The organism is Thiohalophilus sp., assembly GCF_034522235.1.
In the GTDB taxonomy this organism is placed as follows: Bacteria; Pseudomonadota; Gammaproteobacteria; order UBA6429; family Thiohalophilaceae; genus Thiohalophilus.
Genome location: NZ_JAXHLN010000002.1, coordinates 397,651 through 414,594 on the forward strand (window position 1 = coordinate 397,651; position 16,944 = coordinate 414,594).

Consider the following 16,944-nt stretch of genomic DNA (forward strand, 5'->3'; position numbering starts at 1 on the left):
GCAGGACAGGTGGTAGAGATGAAAGATATCAAGGTCGAGGAACTGAGGCCCCAACAGGCCTGGCAGCTGCTGCAGGACGAGCCGAAAGCCGTTTTGGTGGATGTGCGCTCGCATATGGAGTTCCTGTTTATCGGTCATCCTGTCGGCGCGATCAATATCCCCTGGATCGATGAACCCGACTGGGAAGTGAACCCGAATTTTGTCCGTGAATTACGGCAGTTGTTGCTGGGTGGCTTATCTCATGATGAAACGGTCAGCCAGAGTGTGCCGGTGGTGCTGATCTGTCGCAGCGGTAAACGCTCCCTTGAGGCGGGGAAGCTGTTGCTGCAGGAGGAATTTGATCGGGTCTATAACGTCAGCGAAGGTTTTGAAGGGGAGCTGGATGAACATCACCATCGCAGTTCTAAAGGGGGCTGGCGATTTGCCGGGCTACCCTGGGAGCAGTGCTGAATATCGGAGGATTCGCGGACATCCACCAGCAGCATCTCTTCGCCGTTATCCATTTTTGTCTGCAACGCATCGGCCGAGCATTCCGGGATACAGGACCTGGCCGCTTTGACAAAGTCCATCAGACCAACGGGTTGCTCGGGCTTGAAGGTGTTATACATGAATCTCTCCTGCATAGTTATTAGACAGCATTTTCCGGCCAGCGATGAGCTGCCGGGCGGGGGCATTATTGTAATGATTCAGAATATTATTCCAAGCGGCTAAGGTCCCGGCAGTCCAGGGCTTTGTGGCCAGTGGGACGAACTGAATTACCTGATCCAGAAGATGGAAATATGGCATAATCGCGCTGAAATTGATTTAATTCCCGCGAAATATGACTCCGGTAAAGGATACCCGCGTGCCTGAACCTGCCACACAACTGCTTTCTGTCATCGTGCCCGCCTACAACGAGCAGGAGGTACTGCCCGAATTCCATCGTCGGCTGTGCGCTGTTCTTGACACAGTGCCGATGGCGGCGGAGATCATCTACGTCAATGACGGTAGTCAAGATGAAACGTTGGCAGAGTTACAGCGCTTGCGTGAGCAGGATGCGCGGGTGGCCGTGCTGGATCTGAGCCGCAATTTTGGCAAGGAGATAGCACTGAGTGCCGGTCTGCAGCATGCCGGCGGTGATGTTGTGGTGGTTATCGACGCGGATTTGCAGGATCCCCCTGAACTGATTCCCGAATTTATTACTCAGTGGCAGGCAGGCTATGATGTGGTGTATGCCCAGCGTACCCGGCGGGAAGGCGAAACCTGGATCAAAAAAGCCACGGCCAGTGCATTCTATCGCCTCATGCAGCGTATTGGGCATGTGAAACTGCCGCAGGATACTGGAGATTTTCGGCTATTGAGCCGCCGGGCGGTGGAGGCACTCAACACCCTGAGTGAACAGCACCGCTTTATGAAAGGCTTGTTTGCCTGGATCGGGTTTCACCAGAAGGCGATACCGTATGAGCGGGATGCCCGCTTTGCCGGAGATACCAAATGGAACTACTGGAAGCTGTGGAACTTCGCCATCGAGGGCATTACCTCGTTTACTATCGCGCCGCTAAAATTTGCCACCTACCTTGGCTTGCTGACTGCGCTGGGTGCATTCATTTTCGGCATCTATACCATTGTTAAAACCCTGATCTTCGGCAACCCGGTACCCGGTTATCCCTCGATTATCGTTATCATGCTGTTTCTGGGGGGTGTGCAGTTGATGGCGATTGGTGTGCTGGGCGAATACATCGGGCGCATTTTTACCGAGAGCAAACGTCGGCCCCTGTACTTTCTGAATGAGTATCTGCCCCCCCGGGCGAGTGATAACAAAAGCGATCAGGGATAACAGTTACTATGCCTGAGATGCGGACTGTACGGCAATTTCTGGCGTTCACTGGTGTGGGGGCCGTCGGTACGGCCGGGCATTATCTGACCCTGATACTCCTTGTCGAAGCCCTGCAGTGGGATCCGGTTCTGTCGACCAGCCTGGGGTTTGTTGTCGGTGCCCTGATCAATTACATCCTCAACTATAAATATACATTTTCCAGTAACAAGTCTCACCACGAAACCCTGTTCCGGTTTCTGCTCGTAGCCGTGTTCGGCGCGTTGATCAACAGTGGCATTATGTATCTCGGTACAACGCTCTGGTCGGTTAACTATCTGTTGACGCAGATTGTCGCCACGGGGGTTGTTCTGATTCAAAACTTTACCCTTAACAAACTCTGGACCTTTGCCGAGCGTGAGGGTCTTTCATGATGGCGCTGATAACCACCCGGGTACGTCAATGGAGTACCTGTCTGTCGCAGGCAGATACTGTGTGTTATCGCAATACGTTGCTGCTGATTCTTTTGACGGGATTGGGTCTGCGTCTGGCGGCGATTTATTTCGCCCAGGGCTATCACCATTTTATGGTGAATGATGAGGTCAGTGCCCTGGGGCAGGTTCTGGCCCTGCTCGCCGGCGACGAACAGGCGTTCTATCTCGCCCAGCCCTCGCTCAACGACGGTAAGTTACCGGGGCCGTTGTGGACCCTGTTCGGCGTATTGCTGTTCAAGCTGGGTGGCGAGTCGGCGCAAGGCGTCCTCTACGGAATGGCCATCATCAACAGCGTGACGGTTTTCTTTATCTATTTGCTGGCCAGACGGTTTTTTACCCCGGGGCTGGCACTGGCCAGCGCGGCAATCTACGCACTGGCCCCCTGGACCGTGTACTACTCCTACGGTCTGTACAATCCGGTGCCGCTGGATCTCATTGGTGTGCTGTTGTTTCTCGCCCTGTGGCAGACCCTCAACCGGGAACGCTCCCGGCAGGTTTTCTGGGTTTTTTTCTTCAGCGCGGTGATTCCCCAGTTTCATATGATCGGGGTTTTTGTCTTCCCGGCGATTTTGCTGGTACTGCTGTTGTCTGCAAAACCGTTGAACTGGCGCTGGCTGCTCGCCGGCGTGATTGCGGGAGGGTTGCTCTATCTGCCCTATCTGATTGGCGATATGCAGAACGATTGGCAGAATCTGCGCGCCATGGCTGGCGGCGGTGAAGCAGGTGAGTATTCGGCCAGTGTGTTGAAAATTATTACGGCCCCGGCGACGGTGCTCTCCAGCGTGCCGGCGGGCTGGAGCGGAGACGGGCTGACGCCGTTCAAAGCCTTCGGCAACCAATGGTTCGGCCATTTTACCGTGCTGGCTGTGCTGGCAAGCTGGACGCTGTTGCACAGTTTTGTGTTTTTGTTTCATATTGTGCGACGGACGGTGGCGACTCTCTGGCAACGCCGGGGCCGATTAAAGGACGCGATGCAAGTTGATACGCCGGTGATGTTTGTCGGCCTGCTGGTTCTGATCCCGCTGCTGCTGTTCCTGTTGACCGGGCGTAATTTCTCCACCCGTTACACCATTGTCCTGTTTCCGCTGCTGTTTCTGCTGCCGGGCCTGTTTTTGCAGAGCCTACGTCGGCCCGCAGTTGTAAAATACTGGTCTATCAGCCTGGTGATTATCGGTGTGTTCAATCTGTATCTCTTGGGCAGCTACTATGTCCATCAGCAGCAGCGGTTTGCCGCCGCCGAGTCATTTATGCCCAGCTTCAATACCCTGGCGTCAATCCGGCAAACTTTGCAACAAGAAGCCGGCGTCGACCGGGCGGTTGACGTCGTACTGTCGCCGCAACTTCCCGAGGAGCTTCCTCACTTTGACTACAAACTGATAGCCACTATCCGTCAGTATGTGCAAATCTGGCGTGAATACCGCGAACCGGAAAATACTGCTCCGGCAGTGACGTATATGGTCAGTCTCGAAGACAAAGAGGTAACCGGCGAGGAAGTTTATAGTAACGGCGGGATTGTGATCATTCGCGCGAATAAGTAGCCTGCTATTTAGATAGCTGTTCATGTTAATATTGTGAGCAGTAACAATCAACCGAGTATTCGCTAGAATCTGTTATGAGCCAGAAAGTTGTTTATTCCATTATCGAATCCCCGGGACACCCGGACTTTTCTGCGCTGTATAGCCGCCTCGGCTGGCAAGAGGTTCGGCTTCCCTCTATGCGCAAGGCGATCAGCCAGTTGCACAAGCAGCCACCGGACGTCGTGGTCGCCGAGTTTTTCTACGGTTATGGTAATAACTATGCGGGAATCAACATCAGTAACCTGGATGTGTTTCTGCACAGCTTATTGAAGTATGCCCCGCAGGCCCGGGTGGTTGTCATGGTGGAGAAAACCGAACGTCAGTATGTCGATAAGCTGGCGGAGCTGTTTGAGCTGGAAGCGATACTCGTTCAGCCGGTCAGCGAGGCACAAATGTGGGAGGTGCTGGTAAAACCGGAAAGTTGAATTCCACACGCCGTTGATAATGGTTCAACAGGCGATTGTCACTTCGATATATCAACCAACGAGCCACCGAAGACACCGAAAGCACTGACGATAAGTTATCTGCGGTATTATCTTGGTCTTTTCGGTGGTTACATCTGGCCCCTTACGCCGTGGGCAGGCACGAAATGACATGTGTCTGTTCAGGCATTAGTCTGCCAGCATGTCGTCCCGCTGGCGGAACCAGCCGGTGATGCTATAGCGCTCCCGCCCGGCGGGCAGTACTTCATGATAGAAGCGGTCGCTGAGAAACGTCACCAGTCGGCCCGCATAGGGATAAATATCCTGATACGACCCCAGCTTGTCGTTATCCAGATACAGGCGCAGGGCACCACCGTCGTTCATAGTCCAGTTCTCGTTCAGGTACAAAACCGCGCTGACCCGGCGGGTGCCCATATCCCGGAACTGATCGAGATGTCGCTGATACCGGGCGCCGGGGGGATAGACTGCCATATGCCCTTCGAAGTTGAACAGCCCCAGCAGTAGCTCCTGGTTGAGTTTGAGGCGCAGATTCTCCAGCGTGGCGAGATACCTTCGCTGCGCCGGGGAGCATGCCATCGGCTCCAGCCACAGAACCTTGTCATTACGGATCGTCGGCTGCAGTTCCCGGTTCTCGCCCCGGCCCACCCCGGCATGGCGGAAGCAGCCGCTTTGCCAAACCTGGACCATCTCCTCACGAAGCGTTCTGAACTGTCCGCCGGGCAGATAATTGTCCACCACCGCATAGCCGTTTGTGACCAGTTGGCGGGCAATAATGGATTCACTTGAAACAAAATGCGCCTGGTACTGGACTGTCAAGATTGTCGCCTCTGCTGAAAATGCCCTGCTGAACCAGTGAATGACTTACCTTACCACCAGGCAGGTGGGTGCCTGATCGGATACGGTCTTACTGCACACAGAATTAGGTCAGATGATCTCAGGGTGGTAAGGATGGATTATTGTTTGAGCTACAGGAGAATGTCTACTGTTTTTCTTCTAGAGCGACGCCGAAATATGGCCGGCATGCGGAGGACCGGCAGGGTCGCCATCGACCCCCCCGCCAGGTTCGAGCCACTATCGGGTCAACGACGCCGGCTTCAGTTCTGTTGGGCGTGAGCCGAGTGATCCCGTGCCAGCAGCATGTAAACGGCGGGCAGGATAAATAGCGTAAACAGGGTACCGATCCCCAGCCCGGCGGCCACGGTCATGCCGATATGGCTGCGACTGACCGCGCCCGGGCCGGTGGCGATTAACAGGGGGACCATGGCGACGATCAGCGCGACAGAGGTCATGATGATGGGACGCAGGCGGATAGTCGCGGCCTGTTCCACCGCCTTGCGTCGGCTCAGCCCCTCTTTGATCTGCAGCTTGTTGGCGAACTCGACGATCAAGATACCGTTTTTGGCCACCACGCCAATCAGGGTGATCAATCCGACCCAGGTGTAAATATTCATCGAGGCGTCGGCCACGCCGAGCATGATGAAGACCAGGGCGCCGGCGGTGGAGACGGGCACGGAGACCAGGATGATAAGCGGATCGCGCCAGCTTTCGAACTGGGCGGCGAGTACCAGGTAGATGACCAGCATTGCCAGGAAGAAGGTCAGCATCAGGCTTCCGCCTTCCGCGGCGTACTGGCGCGACTCGCCAAGATAGTTGTAATCAAAGCCCTGGGGCAGCAGTTTGCTGGCCTGGGATTCGAGAAAGTCCAGGGCCTGGCCCATGGTGACGCCCGGGGCCAGGTTGCCCTGAATAACCAGCGAATTGAGTTGCTGGAACTGGGTACGGCTCGAGGGCTCGACCGTGCGCTTGAGGCTGGCGATGCTCGACAGGGGAACCTGTTCGCCGCTGGCGGTTGGCAGGTAATAATCTTTGAGCATTTCGACATCCAGGCGAAATTCCCGTTCCACCTGCGGGATAACCCGGTAACTGCGACCATCCATGCTGAAGCGGTTGACATAGCCGCCGCCCAGCAGGGTGCCGAGATTGCGGCCGATATCGCGCATGCTGATCCCCAGATCGGCGGCGCGATCCCGATCGATCTGAATACTGACTGTGGGCCGGTCCAGCTCGATGGATTTCATCAGAAACAGGAAATTGCCGCTTTGCATACCCCGGGCGATGATCTGGTCCGCCAGATTGACCATCTCGTCATAACTCTGATCGGAGGTCAGCACAAACTGGACCGGCAGACCGCGACTGGCACCGGGGATACTGGGACGGGGAAAGACCCCGATCTGATAACCGGCAACCTGGTTCAGTTGTGCATTGAGTTGCGGCTTGATTTGCATTTGCGAGCGCTCACGCTGATCCTGCGGCGCCATCTTGAAACCACCGAACACTGAGTCCTGGGTGCGGCCGAGAATAAAAAAGCTGTCGGTGTATTCGGGGAAGGTTTCGAAGATTTTCTGGATCTGGTTCGAATAGGCCTTGTGGTAATCCAGCGTGGCAGTGCGCGGACCGGTGCCGTTGAAAAACAGGATACTCTGGTCTTCGGTGGGCGCCAGCTCATGCTTGCTTTCGATAAACATGAAGATATTCGAGGCGAAGATGACGGCTCCGACCAGAACAGAAACCCAGACCGTATCCAGCGAACTGTTCAACAGCCGGTGATAGTGGTGGGACAGCCAGTTGAAGAATCTCTCCACCTGTTGTTCGAACTTGCCCTCACTACCGTGCGGCTTGAGAACCGCGGCCGATAAAACCGGTGAGAGAGTCAGGGCAATGACCCCGGAAATCAGTACCGCGCCGCTGAGGGTGAAGGCAAACTCGGTAAACAGCGTCCCGGTCAATCCTGTCTGAAAACCGATCGGCGCATACACCGCCAGCAGGGTGGTGGTCATGGCGATGATCGGCACCGCCAGTTCCCGGGCGCCCTTGAGCGCGGCGTCGAGCTTTTTCTCGCCCTCTTCGATGTGGCGGTGAATGTTTTCCACCACGATGATGGCGTCATCCACCACCAGGCCGATGGCCAGCACCATCGACAGCAGGGTCAACAGGTTCAGCGAATAACCCAGCGCCAGCATGACAAAGGCGGCGCCGATCAGGGACAGGGGCACGGCCACCGCGGGAATGATCGCGGCGCGGAACGAGCCCAGCGTCAGATAAATGACCACCAGTACGATCAGCACGGCCTCGGCGATGGTTTTGTAGACTTCCTTGATGGAGTTCTTGATGAACTGGCTGGCATCATAGGGGATCTTGACCTGGATCCCCTCGGGCAACTGCTGGCGCAGTTGCGGGATCAGGTTATTGACCCGATCGGCGACATCGATCGGATTGGCGCCGGGGGCCGGTTCCACGGCGATGAAGGCGGCCGGAATCCCCTTGTACCAGGCAGTCGAGTCGTAATTCTCCGCCCCCAGTTCGGTGCGAGCGATGTCCTGCAGGCGCACCAGCGCCCCATTTTCACTACGCACCACCAGCTGGCGAAAATCCTCGGGTTCGCTGACATCGGTGGTGGCGGTCAGGTTCATGGCCACGTACTTGCCCTTGGTGGAGCCGATCCCGGCCAGGTAGTTGTTGGCACGCAGCACTTCGGCAACCTGTTCGGCACTGACGCCCTGGGCGGCCATGCGATCGGGATCCAGCCAGATGCGCATGGCGAACTGTTCGCCGAACAGGCGCGCCTTGGCGACCCCGGCCAGTGCCTGGATCTGCGGCTGGGTGACCCGCAGCACGTAATCGGTGATATGCGAGCGGGGCAGCGTATCGCTGAAGAAGGCGACATACATCAGCGCCGTGGAATCCCCGGTACTCGAATCGATGACCGGATCCTCCACGTCGGCCGGCAGCACATTGCGCTTGCTGGCCACCTTGGCCTGGATTTCCGACACCGCCGCATTGGGGTCGTAGTCCAGCTCCATATAGACTTCGATGGTCGATTGTCCCTGAGCACTGGTTGAAGTGATGTAGTCGATGCCGTTGGCTTCCGCCACGGCCTGTTGCAGGGGGGTGGTGACAAAACCCTTGACCAGCTCGGAACTGGCGCCGGGATAGACCGTGGTAATGGTCACCACGGTATTTTTCATTTCCGGATACTGGCGTACTTCCAGTATGCCGAGCGAGCGTAATCCGATCAGCAGAATCAACAAACTGACGACCGTCGCCAGAACCGGACGGTGGATGAAAATATCGGTGAACTTCATTCGGTGTCGACCTTGTCGTCGTCCAGTTCGATACTGTTATCGATTTTTACCGGCATGCCGTCACGCAGTTTGACCAGACCGGCCCGGACCACTTGTTGACCGGCTTTGAGGCCGTTAATTTCGATGCGGCCGTTGCGCGATTCACCTGTATCGACCTGCTGGCGTTTGACGGTCGATTGACCTTCGTCGTTTTTCTCAATGAGATAGACAAAGTCGCCATAGGTGTTGTAACTGATCGCGGTACGGGGAAGGGTCAGCACGGTTTTTTCCTCGGGCGACAGCGTCTTGACCTTGGCAAACATCCCGGGCTGGAGCTGGCCTTCGGGGTTATCCAGTGTAGCGCGCAATTTGACAGTCCGGGTGCCGGCGTCGATACCCGAATCGATCGCAGTGATTTTGCCGCTGAATGTTTCCCCGGGGACGGCATCGACCCGGATACGAATATTCTGTCCGGTTGCCAGGCGCGGCAAATAACGTTCCGGAAGGGTATAGTCGACGTAAATCGGATCCAGCGCCTGCAGCAGGACAATGGGCTGTCCCGGTTCCAGATACTGACCGATATTCACCTGACGAATGCCCAGCCGTCCGCTGAACGGCGCGCGAATGGCCTTGCGGCGGATTGTGGCCTCCTGCTGTTTAACCCGCGCGGTGGCGGCATCGAAGCTGGCCCGGGCCTCGTCGTACTCCGAACGGGACATCACCTGGCGTTTGAGCAGATCCTGGGCCCGCTTGAACTTGATCTCGGCCAGTCGGCGCTCGGCGCGCAGGGCCTCCAATGCGGCCTGATCGATCGAGTCATCCAGTTGTAACAACACCTCACCCTGTTCTGTCCAGGTGCCGGATTCAAACTGAATCTTGCTGACCAGCCCGGCGACTTCGGTGGTAACGGCCGTGCCATGGATGGCGACCAGGGAACCCACCGAATCGAGCATGGGGCGCCAGCGTTCTTCACGTACTTCAGTGGAAGCGATGGTAGCCGGGGGACGCGGCTGGGCCATCTGTGCGGCCTGTTGCTGGTTTTGCCAGAATTTGATGCCAAAGATGGCGGCCATAAACAGAGCAAGCAGCAAGATGGCCAGTATCAGACGTTTACGCATAATCATATTTCAGTGACATCCGGGTGGTTTCCAGGCGGGCGCCCGGTATAAAAGCCAAAACAGCGCAAATACTAACGAGGTCAGGCGCAAATCTCAATTGTTGACGAAATCGTGACATTCGCGGCTCCAGACAGCGCGCAGGCAATTATCACTACTTTTGCGGCGGGATCGACAGAAAAACAACCTGATTAGGGGTTTCCCCCGATACCCGAATGCCTGGCGCCATCGCATAATAGGCCGACGGGAACTCATTCACGGGCGATGGTGAGATTAAAATTAGTATAGGAACCTCCGCACTGCCAGCGACGAAACCCCGGCTCAGGCCGCTGATGCGATTGTATCTGCTGATTGTGATCGTCTGGTTTGTTTTTGTCGCGGTGCTGGTCGGTTTCATTATTAGCAGTGAGCTTCGGGAAGAACAGCAGCAGTTCCAGCACAGTGGTGACGCCCTGTTTCAACAGCTCAGTAACAAGACAGAGATTAACGAGTCGGTGATCGAAGGATTCGCCAGCCTGCTGGCGAGCAATCGGCAACATGAGTGGCAACAACTGCGTCAGTATGCGCAACGCATACTGCGGCGTTATCCCCACATCCATACGTTTGAGATTGCGCGGGAGGTCAGCCATGAAAACCTGCCGGAGTTTGTCGCTGATATGCGCCGCAGGATTGCCCCGGGGTTTCGTATCGCCCGGTTCGATTTCAATGACCGGCGCCAGTGGCTGAATGTCGAACCCCGTGAGAGTTACTTCCCGGTTGTGTTTATGGAACCCATGCAGGCGGATAATCGCGCGATTCTTGGTCTGGATCTGGCGTCCCACCAACTGTTTCGTCAGGCACTGCAACAATCCAAACGCATGGATGTGCCGGTTGCCAGTCCGCCCTTTACCTTACTGGAAGGTCAGCGCGGGTTCCTGTTACATCGTGCGGTCAGGCAGGGTGATGCTGAATCCCAACCCGTGCAGTTTGCGATTCTGGCGGTCAAGGCGGAAGAGCTGGTCCCGGCAGAGCTGCTGGAACGTGATGATTTCACGGCAAGCCTGTATCACCGTGACTACAGCAATGATATCAAAGATGCCGAGCTCTATTATAAATCAGGGCGTTCTGCCGGTGACCTGGAAAGGCAACTTTTCCCGCGGTTGCACTATGAGCGCATGACCATGAATCCGGGGCAACCTTTTGTGCTGGCTGTCGAAAAGCAGATCGGGTTCGGCGACGTGAATACAGGGCTGATAGCCGCGGTTCTGCTTGTCGGGGCAATCTCCTTTGGCGCTGTATTGGTGTTTTCAAGACTGCATCATCGCAATGAAATGTCTCGCCTTCAGTACGAGAATCGTCTGTACTATCTGGCCAATAACGACAGCCTGACCGGTCTGGCCAACAGGAATTTTCTTCTCGATCGGATGCGTCAGGTATTGGCCAGAGCCAGGCGCAGGGAGAGCCGTTTTGCTGTGGTATTTATGGATATGAATAATTTCAAAATGATCAACGATGAATTCGGCCATGCATCAGGTGATGTGTTGTTGCGTGAAATTGCTCAGCGATTCAAGGACTGTACGCGCGAAGAAGATACGGTGTGCCGCTATCAGGGTGATGAATTCATTGTCTTGCTGGAAGAGGTGAGCCATCGTGACGAGACCAAATACATTCGGGAAAAGCTACGGGAATGCCTGGAGGCACCGTTTTTAATCGACGGCCATGCAGTTTATGCCAGTGTCAGTATTGGAATAGCCGTCTTCCCCGATGATGGAAAAAGCATCGAGAGTCTGCTGCATGTTGCCGATCAGAATATGTACCGGGAAAAGAAGAACGTCTGATTAGAGTTTTTAAAACCCGGCACGGATTGTTCCTGCAAGAAAACTCTCTTCGAGCAGGTGCCGGTGCTGTAAATAGTGACGCGTGCCATGATAATCAAAAACCTCTTGACGGCCAGGTTGTCGGGCGGTACAGAATAAAGCTCAAATCATCGGGATGACAGGGTTGCCCGGGATCCCGAAGGGCCATACGATGGTGCGCGAGTTCCACCAGGCGGCGGGCGGCAGTCTGCAGCGGCCCCTTGCGTATCAGCGCCACGATCTCTTCGTAATACAGATTGTCGAACAGGCCGTCGCTGGCCAGTAGCAGGGTGTCGCGGGGCGCCAGGGTGATCAGCGAACCCATGGAGATATTCATATCCTCGGCACCCACCACATTGGAGATTAGATGACGTTCTTCATGGTGTATCGCCTCTTCTTCATTGAGTAAACCCGCTTCCACGGCATAACCGACCGGGGAATGCGATACTGTGAACAGTTTTTGCTTGCCGCGTTGCCCGGTGGCCACGATCATCGAATCGCCCACATGGTAGGGTCGTAACTGATTGGCCTGGATTTCGACCACGGCCAGCGTGGTGGCGGCACCGGTGCCGCTGTCCATAATCCGGTGGTTGGCGCGATCGAAGCCTTCCAGAATGGCCTCACGGGGGGTACTGCCGGCGCGCGCCAGTGATTGGGCCAGGGCCTTGATGGCGATCTCCGAGGCGGTGGCACCGCCGGGTTGACCACCAAGGCCGTCCGCCACCATCAGTACCGAGGTGTCCGGGTCAATATCCACCAGCGCCAGGCTGTCTTCATTGACCGTCTCTTTATCCGGTGAGCAATGGGTGTAGAACACCGCCTGTCCGCTACCCAGTTCGATATGTTGCGGAGTCTCGAAGTCCTGTTTGCTGAAAAGCTGCGTCGATGTCAGAGCCGGACTCCTTTAGTTATGCGGATGGTTGATGGCCATATTCAGCTCCAGTGCATGGTTTCCAGGTACTGACGCAGTTGGCCGGCCGATTTGAATTTTTTCAGAATCAGGCTGCGCTTGAGGCCGTTGACGATGTACTTGATTTCGGGTGGCTGGCGGGCATAGTGCTTCTGGCCACCGAGCGCTTCGTAAAACACATGAATCATGTCGACGGTGTCCATACGAATATGCTCCCGGGTGGGGGCGCCAAGATGGAACAGATCCACCAGCTTGAGATCAAAGCGCAGACCGAAGCCCTGCACGATGATGTTTTCCGAGTGCAGATCGCCGTGGTATTCACCCATCGCATGGATGCACTCCATCCCCGAAGCCAGTGCATGCAGCAGATGGACCGCCTCGAACGGGGGCAGACGTTTGCCGGCGTGACGCTGGATGAACTGGCTGAGCAGGTCGCCCTCGACATACTCCGAGATCAGCAGGGTCACCGGCTCGCCCTGAACGGTGATGGTGTCCTGGTGGCTGTACTGGATGACAATCGGACAGTGGCGCAGCTTGTGCAATTTGGTGGCATAGAAGTGGGTATTCTTGTCGCGCAGATTGCGCTGCGGGAAGAACAGTTTGGCGGTGCGCTCGATACCGGTGGCCAGCTCGCGGATCAGATAGACTTCGCCCTCCCAGCCGGCACCCAGCTGCCGGATGACCTCGTATTTGCGGGCCAGCACCCGTCCGGGAGCAAGATTGAAGGCGTCGATTTTCCGGGTCTTTTTTGCGGGCTTTGCGGCCATGCGTGGATAAGTCTCTGTTTTTATTTCCCGTCAGACGATTTTATATATTACGGTTTGTTAATAATCCAGCGCTTTCTGCCGGATGGACAGAAAAATTGTATCAGTATATTTATTCATAAAATACTTGGTCTATACTTTATGACAAGCTTTGTCCGGGTGGGGAAGGGCAAGCCTGTTGACGCTGCATTTTCCCGTATGACGGATAAAAACGGCAGTACACAAGAAACAGAGGTTGGAGGAAAATGGTGAACGGTACAGTAAAATGGTTTAACAATTCCAAGGGCTACGGATTTATTCAGGCAGAAGAAGGCGGGGAGGATGTCTTCGTCCATTACTCGGCCATCAGTGCCGAAGGCTACAAGACTCTCAAGGAGGGGCAACCGGTCTCCTTTGATGCCGAACGCGGTCCCAAGGGGCTACACGCCACCAATGTTGTGCCGTCCGCATAGTGTCGGGCCAGCCTGGCGTGAGAAAGTCTCATGTAGAACTGAATGGCAAGCCGGTTGAAGTGCGTCTGTCCGGGGCCGCCGAACAGGCCCTGGCAGAGCGCCACCAGCCCCTGCTTGCCGAGATGGAACTCTATTTCAGTTGTCTGATCCGTTACAAGGTTCGGTTTTATGAAGAGGCGGACAGCGCGGGTGTCGTGGTCAATGACAAATTACAACTGCACTTCCGTCCGGTAATGACGGCCAGCTGCGGTAATGATTATGACGGTGACGAACCGCCCCTGACCGATTTCCCTATTGAGAAACCGGCGGCCTTTACGCCGCACTGGCTGCATATTGATTATCGACATGGACAATGGCAGGGGGAGTTCGGTTACTAAGCCGTGCATTGCATGTCCCGCAGATTGTCGTACCTTTTCCCGGTTTCCCTGGGCCTCTTGTTACTGAGCTTTGCGCGGGTGCCCCCGGCGTTGGCCAGCGAGGTAACGCTGTTTCCGGAACAACAGATCTACCCGGTGAATGTCGCCGATCCACGGCGCATCCAGTTTGCCGCCAAAGCACTCTTTTTTGATCACACTACCATTGAACAAACGAGTACGCGTCGTTTTGATCTCAAGCTGGGCGGTCGCCTTGGTCTGTTGCATTTATCCCGCGACAAGGATGACCAGCTGGGCTGGTTGCTGAGCCTGGATGCCGGTTTTCATGGCCAGTTTGATGCCAAGGCCAGCCAGGACAATATCGGCTGGGACGGCAACTATGCCCTGATGCTCTCCTACCGTCCTGATCGGCGCGTTGCTTTCAAGTTTGGCACTTATCATGTATCCGGCCATATCGGGGATGAGTATATAGAACGTAACGGGCGCACCCGCATTAACTACACGCGAGAAGAGTTGCAGGCAGGTATGAATCTGTCGCTAGGTGATAATCTGCAATGGTATGTTGAGGCGGGCCTGGCCTATGGTCTGCGCAACAAGCAGGCACAGAAACCCTGGCGCGTGCAGAGCGGCGTACAATACCAACCGGGGAAATCTCACCAGTCACAGTGGTATGCCGGACTGGATATCGGTGCCACGCAAGAGCGCGACTGGCAGAGCGATGTTAGCCTGCAGATTGGTTGGCAGATTCCGACCGATAACCGGATATGGCGGGTCGGTCTGGAAGCCTACGAGGGTAAAGCCCAACTGAGTGAATTCTTTCAGGATGATGAACGTTACATCGGTCTGGGTTTATGGTTGGATATATGATAATAAGGTGTGTTCACCTTGACATGCATCAAACCCGGCAGGGCACACTATGATCAGAATCACTGTTTCAGATTCCGGCCAGGATGCCGGGATCATTGGCCGAGATAAATCCGGAGAGTGTGCATGTCGTTAAACCTTGATAATCGTAATACTACCCTGCCACCCCGCTTCGCGCTGTGGCAACTCGGGTTTCGACCGTTTTTTCTGCTTGGCGGTCTGGCGGCCGTTATTCTGATGGCTCACTGGCTGTTGGTTTATCTCGGTCCTGTGAGCGCCCCCTATTTTGCCAATCCCGCTTTTTGGCACAGCCATGAGCTGTTGTTCGGTTACACAGTGGCAGTGATTGCCGGCTTTTTGCTGACGGCGGTGAGGAACTGGACGGGCTTGAATACCCTGTCACAGTTGCCACTGATGCTGCTGGCACTGGTGTGGCTGGCCGGGCGTGTGGTGATTGCAACGGGTGACGCTTTGCCTCCCATGTTGGTACTGGTGATCGATGTGGCCTTCCTGCCCTTGTTACTAGTGGCGATTGCCTTCCCCTTGCTCAAAGCGCGGCAGTATCCCAATCTGCTGATTTTTGCAGGCTTGCTCGGATTGATGACTCTGGCCAATCTGTTGACCCATCTGGATCACGACGTCATTCGCCCGCTGGCCGGTTCCGGCATTCAGCTGATGATTTTTCTGATCATGTTACTGATCGCCATTATGGCGGGCCGGGTGGTGCCATCTTTTACCGAAAACGGTGTGGGCGGGATCAAGTTAAAGCGCTATCCCTGGCTGGACCAGCTGGCCATTCTCGCCTTGCTGGGTTATGCCCTGGTGGAACTGTTCAGCCTGGGCGAACAGGCGGCCATGCTGCTGGCGGGGCTTGCTTTTCTGAGTCATTCCGCGCGCTGGCTGAGCTGGCAGCATCCCGGATTGTGGCGCGTGCCGATGCTATGGGTATTGCATCTGGCTTATGCGTGGCTGGTGCTGAGTTTGCTATTGGGTTTGCTGGCGCGACTGGACTGGGTTCCGGCCGTGGTCGAGGTGCATGCCTTTACCGCGGGTGCCCTGGGGATGATGACCCTGGGGATGATGGCACGGGTCAGTCTGGGGCACAGTGGTCGCAATATCGATGCATCGCGTCTGACCATTGTGGCATTCATCTGTTTATTACTGGCAGCCGTCATCCGGGTCGTCGGGGGGATCTTTGCCGGGAACAGCTATAGTCACAGTATTGTGTTATCGGCCACACTCTGGCTGGTTGCATTCGTTCTGTTTGTGATTGAGTATGCTCCTATACTTATCAAGCCCCGGGTCGACGGTCGGCCCGGGTAAATCACGACAAAAAGTACAAGGAGTGAATAATGAAGCGGATGATCTCTTTAGTGATGGGTCTGCTGCTGGTCAGTTCGTTTGCCTCGGCAGCAATTAAAACCGAAACAGTGACCTACCGCGATAACGGCACCCAGATGAAAGGTTATGTCGCCTATGATGACAGCATTGAGGGGGAGAGGCCCGGTGTTCTGGTGGTTCATGAATGGTGGGGCCACAATGACTATTCCCGCGAACGGGCCCGCATGCTGGCCAAAGAAGGTTATGTGGCTTTTGCCCTGGATATGTACGGCGATGGCAAGACCGCCGATCACCCCGACACGGCCGGCAAATTCGCCGGTGAGGTACGCAAGAACATGGATGTGGCCGAATCCCGTTTTCTTGCCGCATTGCAACAATTGAAAAAATACCCCATGACAGACGCCGATGAGATCGCTGCGATCGGTTACTGCTTTGGCGGTGGCGTGCTGCTGGAAATGGCCCGTCGTGGTGTTGACCTGGAGGGCGTGGCCAGCTTCCACGGTATGCTCGGTACTAACAGTCCGGCTTCAAAAGGTGATGTCGAAGCGCAGATCCGCGTCTATACCGGTGAAGCCGATCTAATGGTCAAAGCGGAAGATGTTGAAGCATTCAAAAAAGAGATGGATGCGGCCGATGTTGACTACAAGCTGATCAGCTATCCGGGAGTCAAACACGGTTTCACCAATCCCGATGCGACCGAGAGCGGCAAGAAATTCGGGCTGCCACTGGCCTATGATGAAGCGGCTGACAAGGATTCCTGGGGGGATATGCTGGAGTTTTTCGAACAGATATTTGACTGAACCGGTATCAGGGCGATTAAACCATCGAAGACACCGAAATACACTGAAACCACCGAACTGTT

16 protein-coding genes are annotated in these 16,944 nt (G+C 55.6%); 11 read left to right on the top strand and 5 right to left on the bottom strand.

Annotated features, from left to right (window positions below; genetic code table 11):
• Nucleotides 1-18 precede the first annotated feature (18 nt).
• The 5 genes from U5J94_RS02165 to U5J94_RS02185 all read left to right on the top strand — a co-directional run bounded on the left by U5J94_RS02165 (nucleotide 19) and on the right by U5J94_RS02185 (nucleotide 4,288).
• Nucleotides 19-450, top strand: a complete 432-nt coding sequence (locus U5J94_RS02165; RefSeq protein ID WP_322564011.1) for a rhodanese-like domain-containing protein — start codon at nucleotides 19-21, stop codon at nucleotides 448-450.
• A 370-nt stretch (nucleotides 451-820) separates the two neighbouring features.
• On the top strand, nucleotides 821-1,816 hold the full coding sequence (locus tag U5J94_RS02170) for a glycosyltransferase family 2 protein (protein WP_416224133.1): 996 nt from the start codon (nucleotides 821-823) through the stop codon (nucleotides 1,814-1,816).
• Nucleotides 1,817-1,824: 8 nt separating this feature from the next.
• Nucleotides 1,825-2,226, top strand: a complete 402-nt coding sequence (locus U5J94_RS02175; RefSeq protein ID WP_322564013.1) for a GtrA family protein — start codon at nucleotides 1,825-1,827, stop codon at nucleotides 2,224-2,226.
• Complete coding sequence (locus U5J94_RS02180; RefSeq protein WP_322564014.1) at nucleotides 2,223-3,824, top strand: ArnT family glycosyltransferase; 1,602 nt, start codon at nucleotides 2,223-2,225, stop codon at nucleotides 3,822-3,824. Before U5J94_RS02175 ends, U5J94_RS02180 begins: the two co-directional genes overlap by 4 nt.
• Before the next feature lie 74 nt (nucleotides 3,825-3,898).
• On the top strand, nucleotides 3,899-4,288 hold the full coding sequence (locus U5J94_RS02185; RefSeq protein ID WP_322564015.1) for a hypothetical protein: 390 nt from the start codon (nucleotides 3,899-3,901) through the stop codon (nucleotides 4,286-4,288).
• A 186-nt stretch (nucleotides 4,289-4,474) separates the two neighbouring features.
• On the opposite strand, the gene U5J94_RS02190 is transcribed toward U5J94_RS02185, so the two are convergent.
• The 3 genes from U5J94_RS02190 to U5J94_RS02200 all read right to left on the bottom strand — a co-directional run bounded on the left by U5J94_RS02190 (nucleotide 4,475) and on the right by U5J94_RS02200 (nucleotide 9,545).
• Entirely contained in the window at nucleotides 4,475-5,122 is a 648-nt protein-coding gene (locus U5J94_RS02190; protein WP_322564016.1) for a 2OG-Fe(II) oxygenase, read from the bottom strand.
• Nucleotides 5,123-5,400: 278 nt separating this feature from the next.
• Nucleotides 5,401-8,448 (bottom strand): efflux RND transporter permease subunit, encoded by a 3,048-nt coding sequence (locus U5J94_RS02195; RefSeq protein ID WP_322564017.1) that lies wholly within the window; start codon nucleotides 8,446-8,448, stop codon nucleotides 5,401-5,403.
• Entirely contained in the window at nucleotides 8,445-9,545 is a 1,101-nt protein-coding gene (locus U5J94_RS02200; protein ID WP_322564018.1) for an efflux RND transporter periplasmic adaptor subunit, read from the bottom strand. The genes U5J94_RS02195 and U5J94_RS02200 overlap by 4 nt, the downstream gene beginning before the upstream one ends.
• A 329-nt stretch (nucleotides 9,546-9,874) precedes the next feature.
• Here U5J94_RS02200 and U5J94_RS02205 point away from each other — a divergent pair, with 329 nt between their 5' ends.
• Complete coding sequence (locus U5J94_RS02205) at nucleotides 9,875-11,359, top strand: diguanylate cyclase domain-containing protein (protein WP_322564019.1); 1,485 nt, start codon at nucleotides 9,875-9,877, stop codon at nucleotides 11,357-11,359.
• Nucleotides 11,360-11,453: 94 nt separating this feature from the next.
• On the opposite strand, the gene U5J94_RS02210 is transcribed toward U5J94_RS02205, so the two are convergent.
• The gene (locus U5J94_RS02210) at nucleotides 11,454-12,194 is read right to left on the bottom strand and encodes a PP2C family protein-serine/threonine phosphatase (RefSeq protein WP_322564020.1); all 741 of its coding nucleotides are present in this window, start codon (nucleotides 12,192-12,194) and stop codon (nucleotides 11,454-11,456) included.
• Between the two features lie 116 nt (nucleotides 12,195-12,310).
• Nucleotides 12,311-13,054, bottom strand: a complete 744-nt coding sequence (locus U5J94_RS02215; RefSeq protein WP_322564021.1) for a protein kinase domain-containing protein — start codon at nucleotides 13,052-13,054, stop codon at nucleotides 12,311-12,313.
• 242 nt (nucleotides 13,055-13,296) lie between these two features.
• Between U5J94_RS02215 and U5J94_RS02220 the strand changes: the two genes are divergently transcribed.
• From U5J94_RS02220 to U5J94_RS02240, 5 genes are all read left to right on the top strand, one after another.
• A complete protein-coding gene (locus tag U5J94_RS02220) occupies nucleotides 13,297-13,503 on the top strand; it encodes a cold-shock protein (RefSeq protein WP_134084065.1) in 207 nt (68 codons plus the stop codon).
• A 17-nt stretch (nucleotides 13,504-13,520) separates the two neighbouring features.
• Nucleotides 13,521-13,880, top strand: coding sequence for a hypothetical protein (locus tag U5J94_RS02225; protein WP_322564022.1), 360 nt, complete (start codon nucleotides 13,521-13,523; stop codon nucleotides 13,878-13,880).
• A 12-nt stretch (nucleotides 13,881-13,892) separates the two neighbouring features.
• Nucleotides 13,893-14,744, top strand: a complete 852-nt coding sequence (locus U5J94_RS02230) for a DUF1207 domain-containing protein (protein ID WP_322564023.1) — start codon at nucleotides 13,893-13,895, stop codon at nucleotides 14,742-14,744.
• 123 nt (nucleotides 14,745-14,867) lie between these two features.
• Complete coding sequence (locus U5J94_RS02235) at nucleotides 14,868-16,064, top strand: NnrS family protein (RefSeq protein ID WP_322564024.1); 1,197 nt, start codon at nucleotides 14,868-14,870, stop codon at nucleotides 16,062-16,064.
• Between the two features lie 29 nt (nucleotides 16,065-16,093).
• Entirely contained in the window at nucleotides 16,094-16,882 is a 789-nt protein-coding gene (locus tag U5J94_RS02240) for a dienelactone hydrolase family protein (protein WP_322564025.1), read from the top strand.
• Nucleotides 16,883-16,944 lie beyond the last annotated feature (62 nt).

Coding starts and splice junctions, on each gene's coding strand:
- U5J94_RS02165 (WP_322564011.1), top strand. CDS start 19: ATGAAAGATATCAAGGTCGAGGAACTGAGGCCCCAACAGGCCTGGCAG.
- U5J94_RS02170 (WP_416224133.1), top strand. CDS start 821: ATGACTCCGGTAAAGGATACCCGCGTGCCTGAACCTGCCACACAACTG.
- U5J94_RS02175 (WP_322564013.1), top strand. CDS start 1,825: ATGCCTGAGATGCGGACTGTACGGCAATTTCTGGCGTTCACTGGTGTG.
- U5J94_RS02180 (WP_322564014.1), top strand. CDS start 2,223: ATGATGGCGCTGATAACCACCCGGGTACGTCAATGGAGTACCTGTCTG.
- U5J94_RS02185 (WP_322564015.1), top strand. CDS start 3,899: ATGAGCCAGAAAGTTGTTTATTCCATTATCGAATCCCCGGGACACCCG.
- U5J94_RS02195 (WP_322564017.1), bottom strand. CDS start 8,448: ATGAAGTTCACCGATATTTTCATCCACCGTCCGGTTCTGGCGACGGTC.
- U5J94_RS02200 (WP_322564018.1), bottom strand. CDS start 9,545: ATGCGTAAACGTCTGATACTGGCCATCTTGCTGCTTGCTCTGTTTATG.
- U5J94_RS02205 (WP_322564019.1), top strand. CDS start 9,875: ATGCGATTGTATCTGCTGATTGTGATCGTCTGGTTTGTTTTTGTCGCG.
- U5J94_RS02215 (WP_322564021.1), bottom strand. CDS start 13,054: ATGGCCGCAAAGCCCGCAAAAAAGACCCGGAAAATCGACGCCTTCAAT.
- U5J94_RS02220 (WP_134084065.1), top strand. CDS start 13,297: ATGGTGAACGGTACAGTAAAATGGTTTAACAATTCCAAGGGCTACGGA.
- U5J94_RS02230 (WP_322564023.1), top strand. CDS start 13,893: ATGTCCCGCAGATTGTCGTACCTTTTCCCGGTTTCCCTGGGCCTCTTG.
- U5J94_RS02235 (WP_322564024.1), top strand. CDS start 14,868: ATGTCGTTAAACCTTGATAATCGTAATACTACCCTGCCACCCCGCTTC.
- U5J94_RS02240 (WP_322564025.1), top strand. CDS start 16,094: ATGAAGCGGATGATCTCTTTAGTGATGGGTCTGCTGCTGGTCAGTTCG.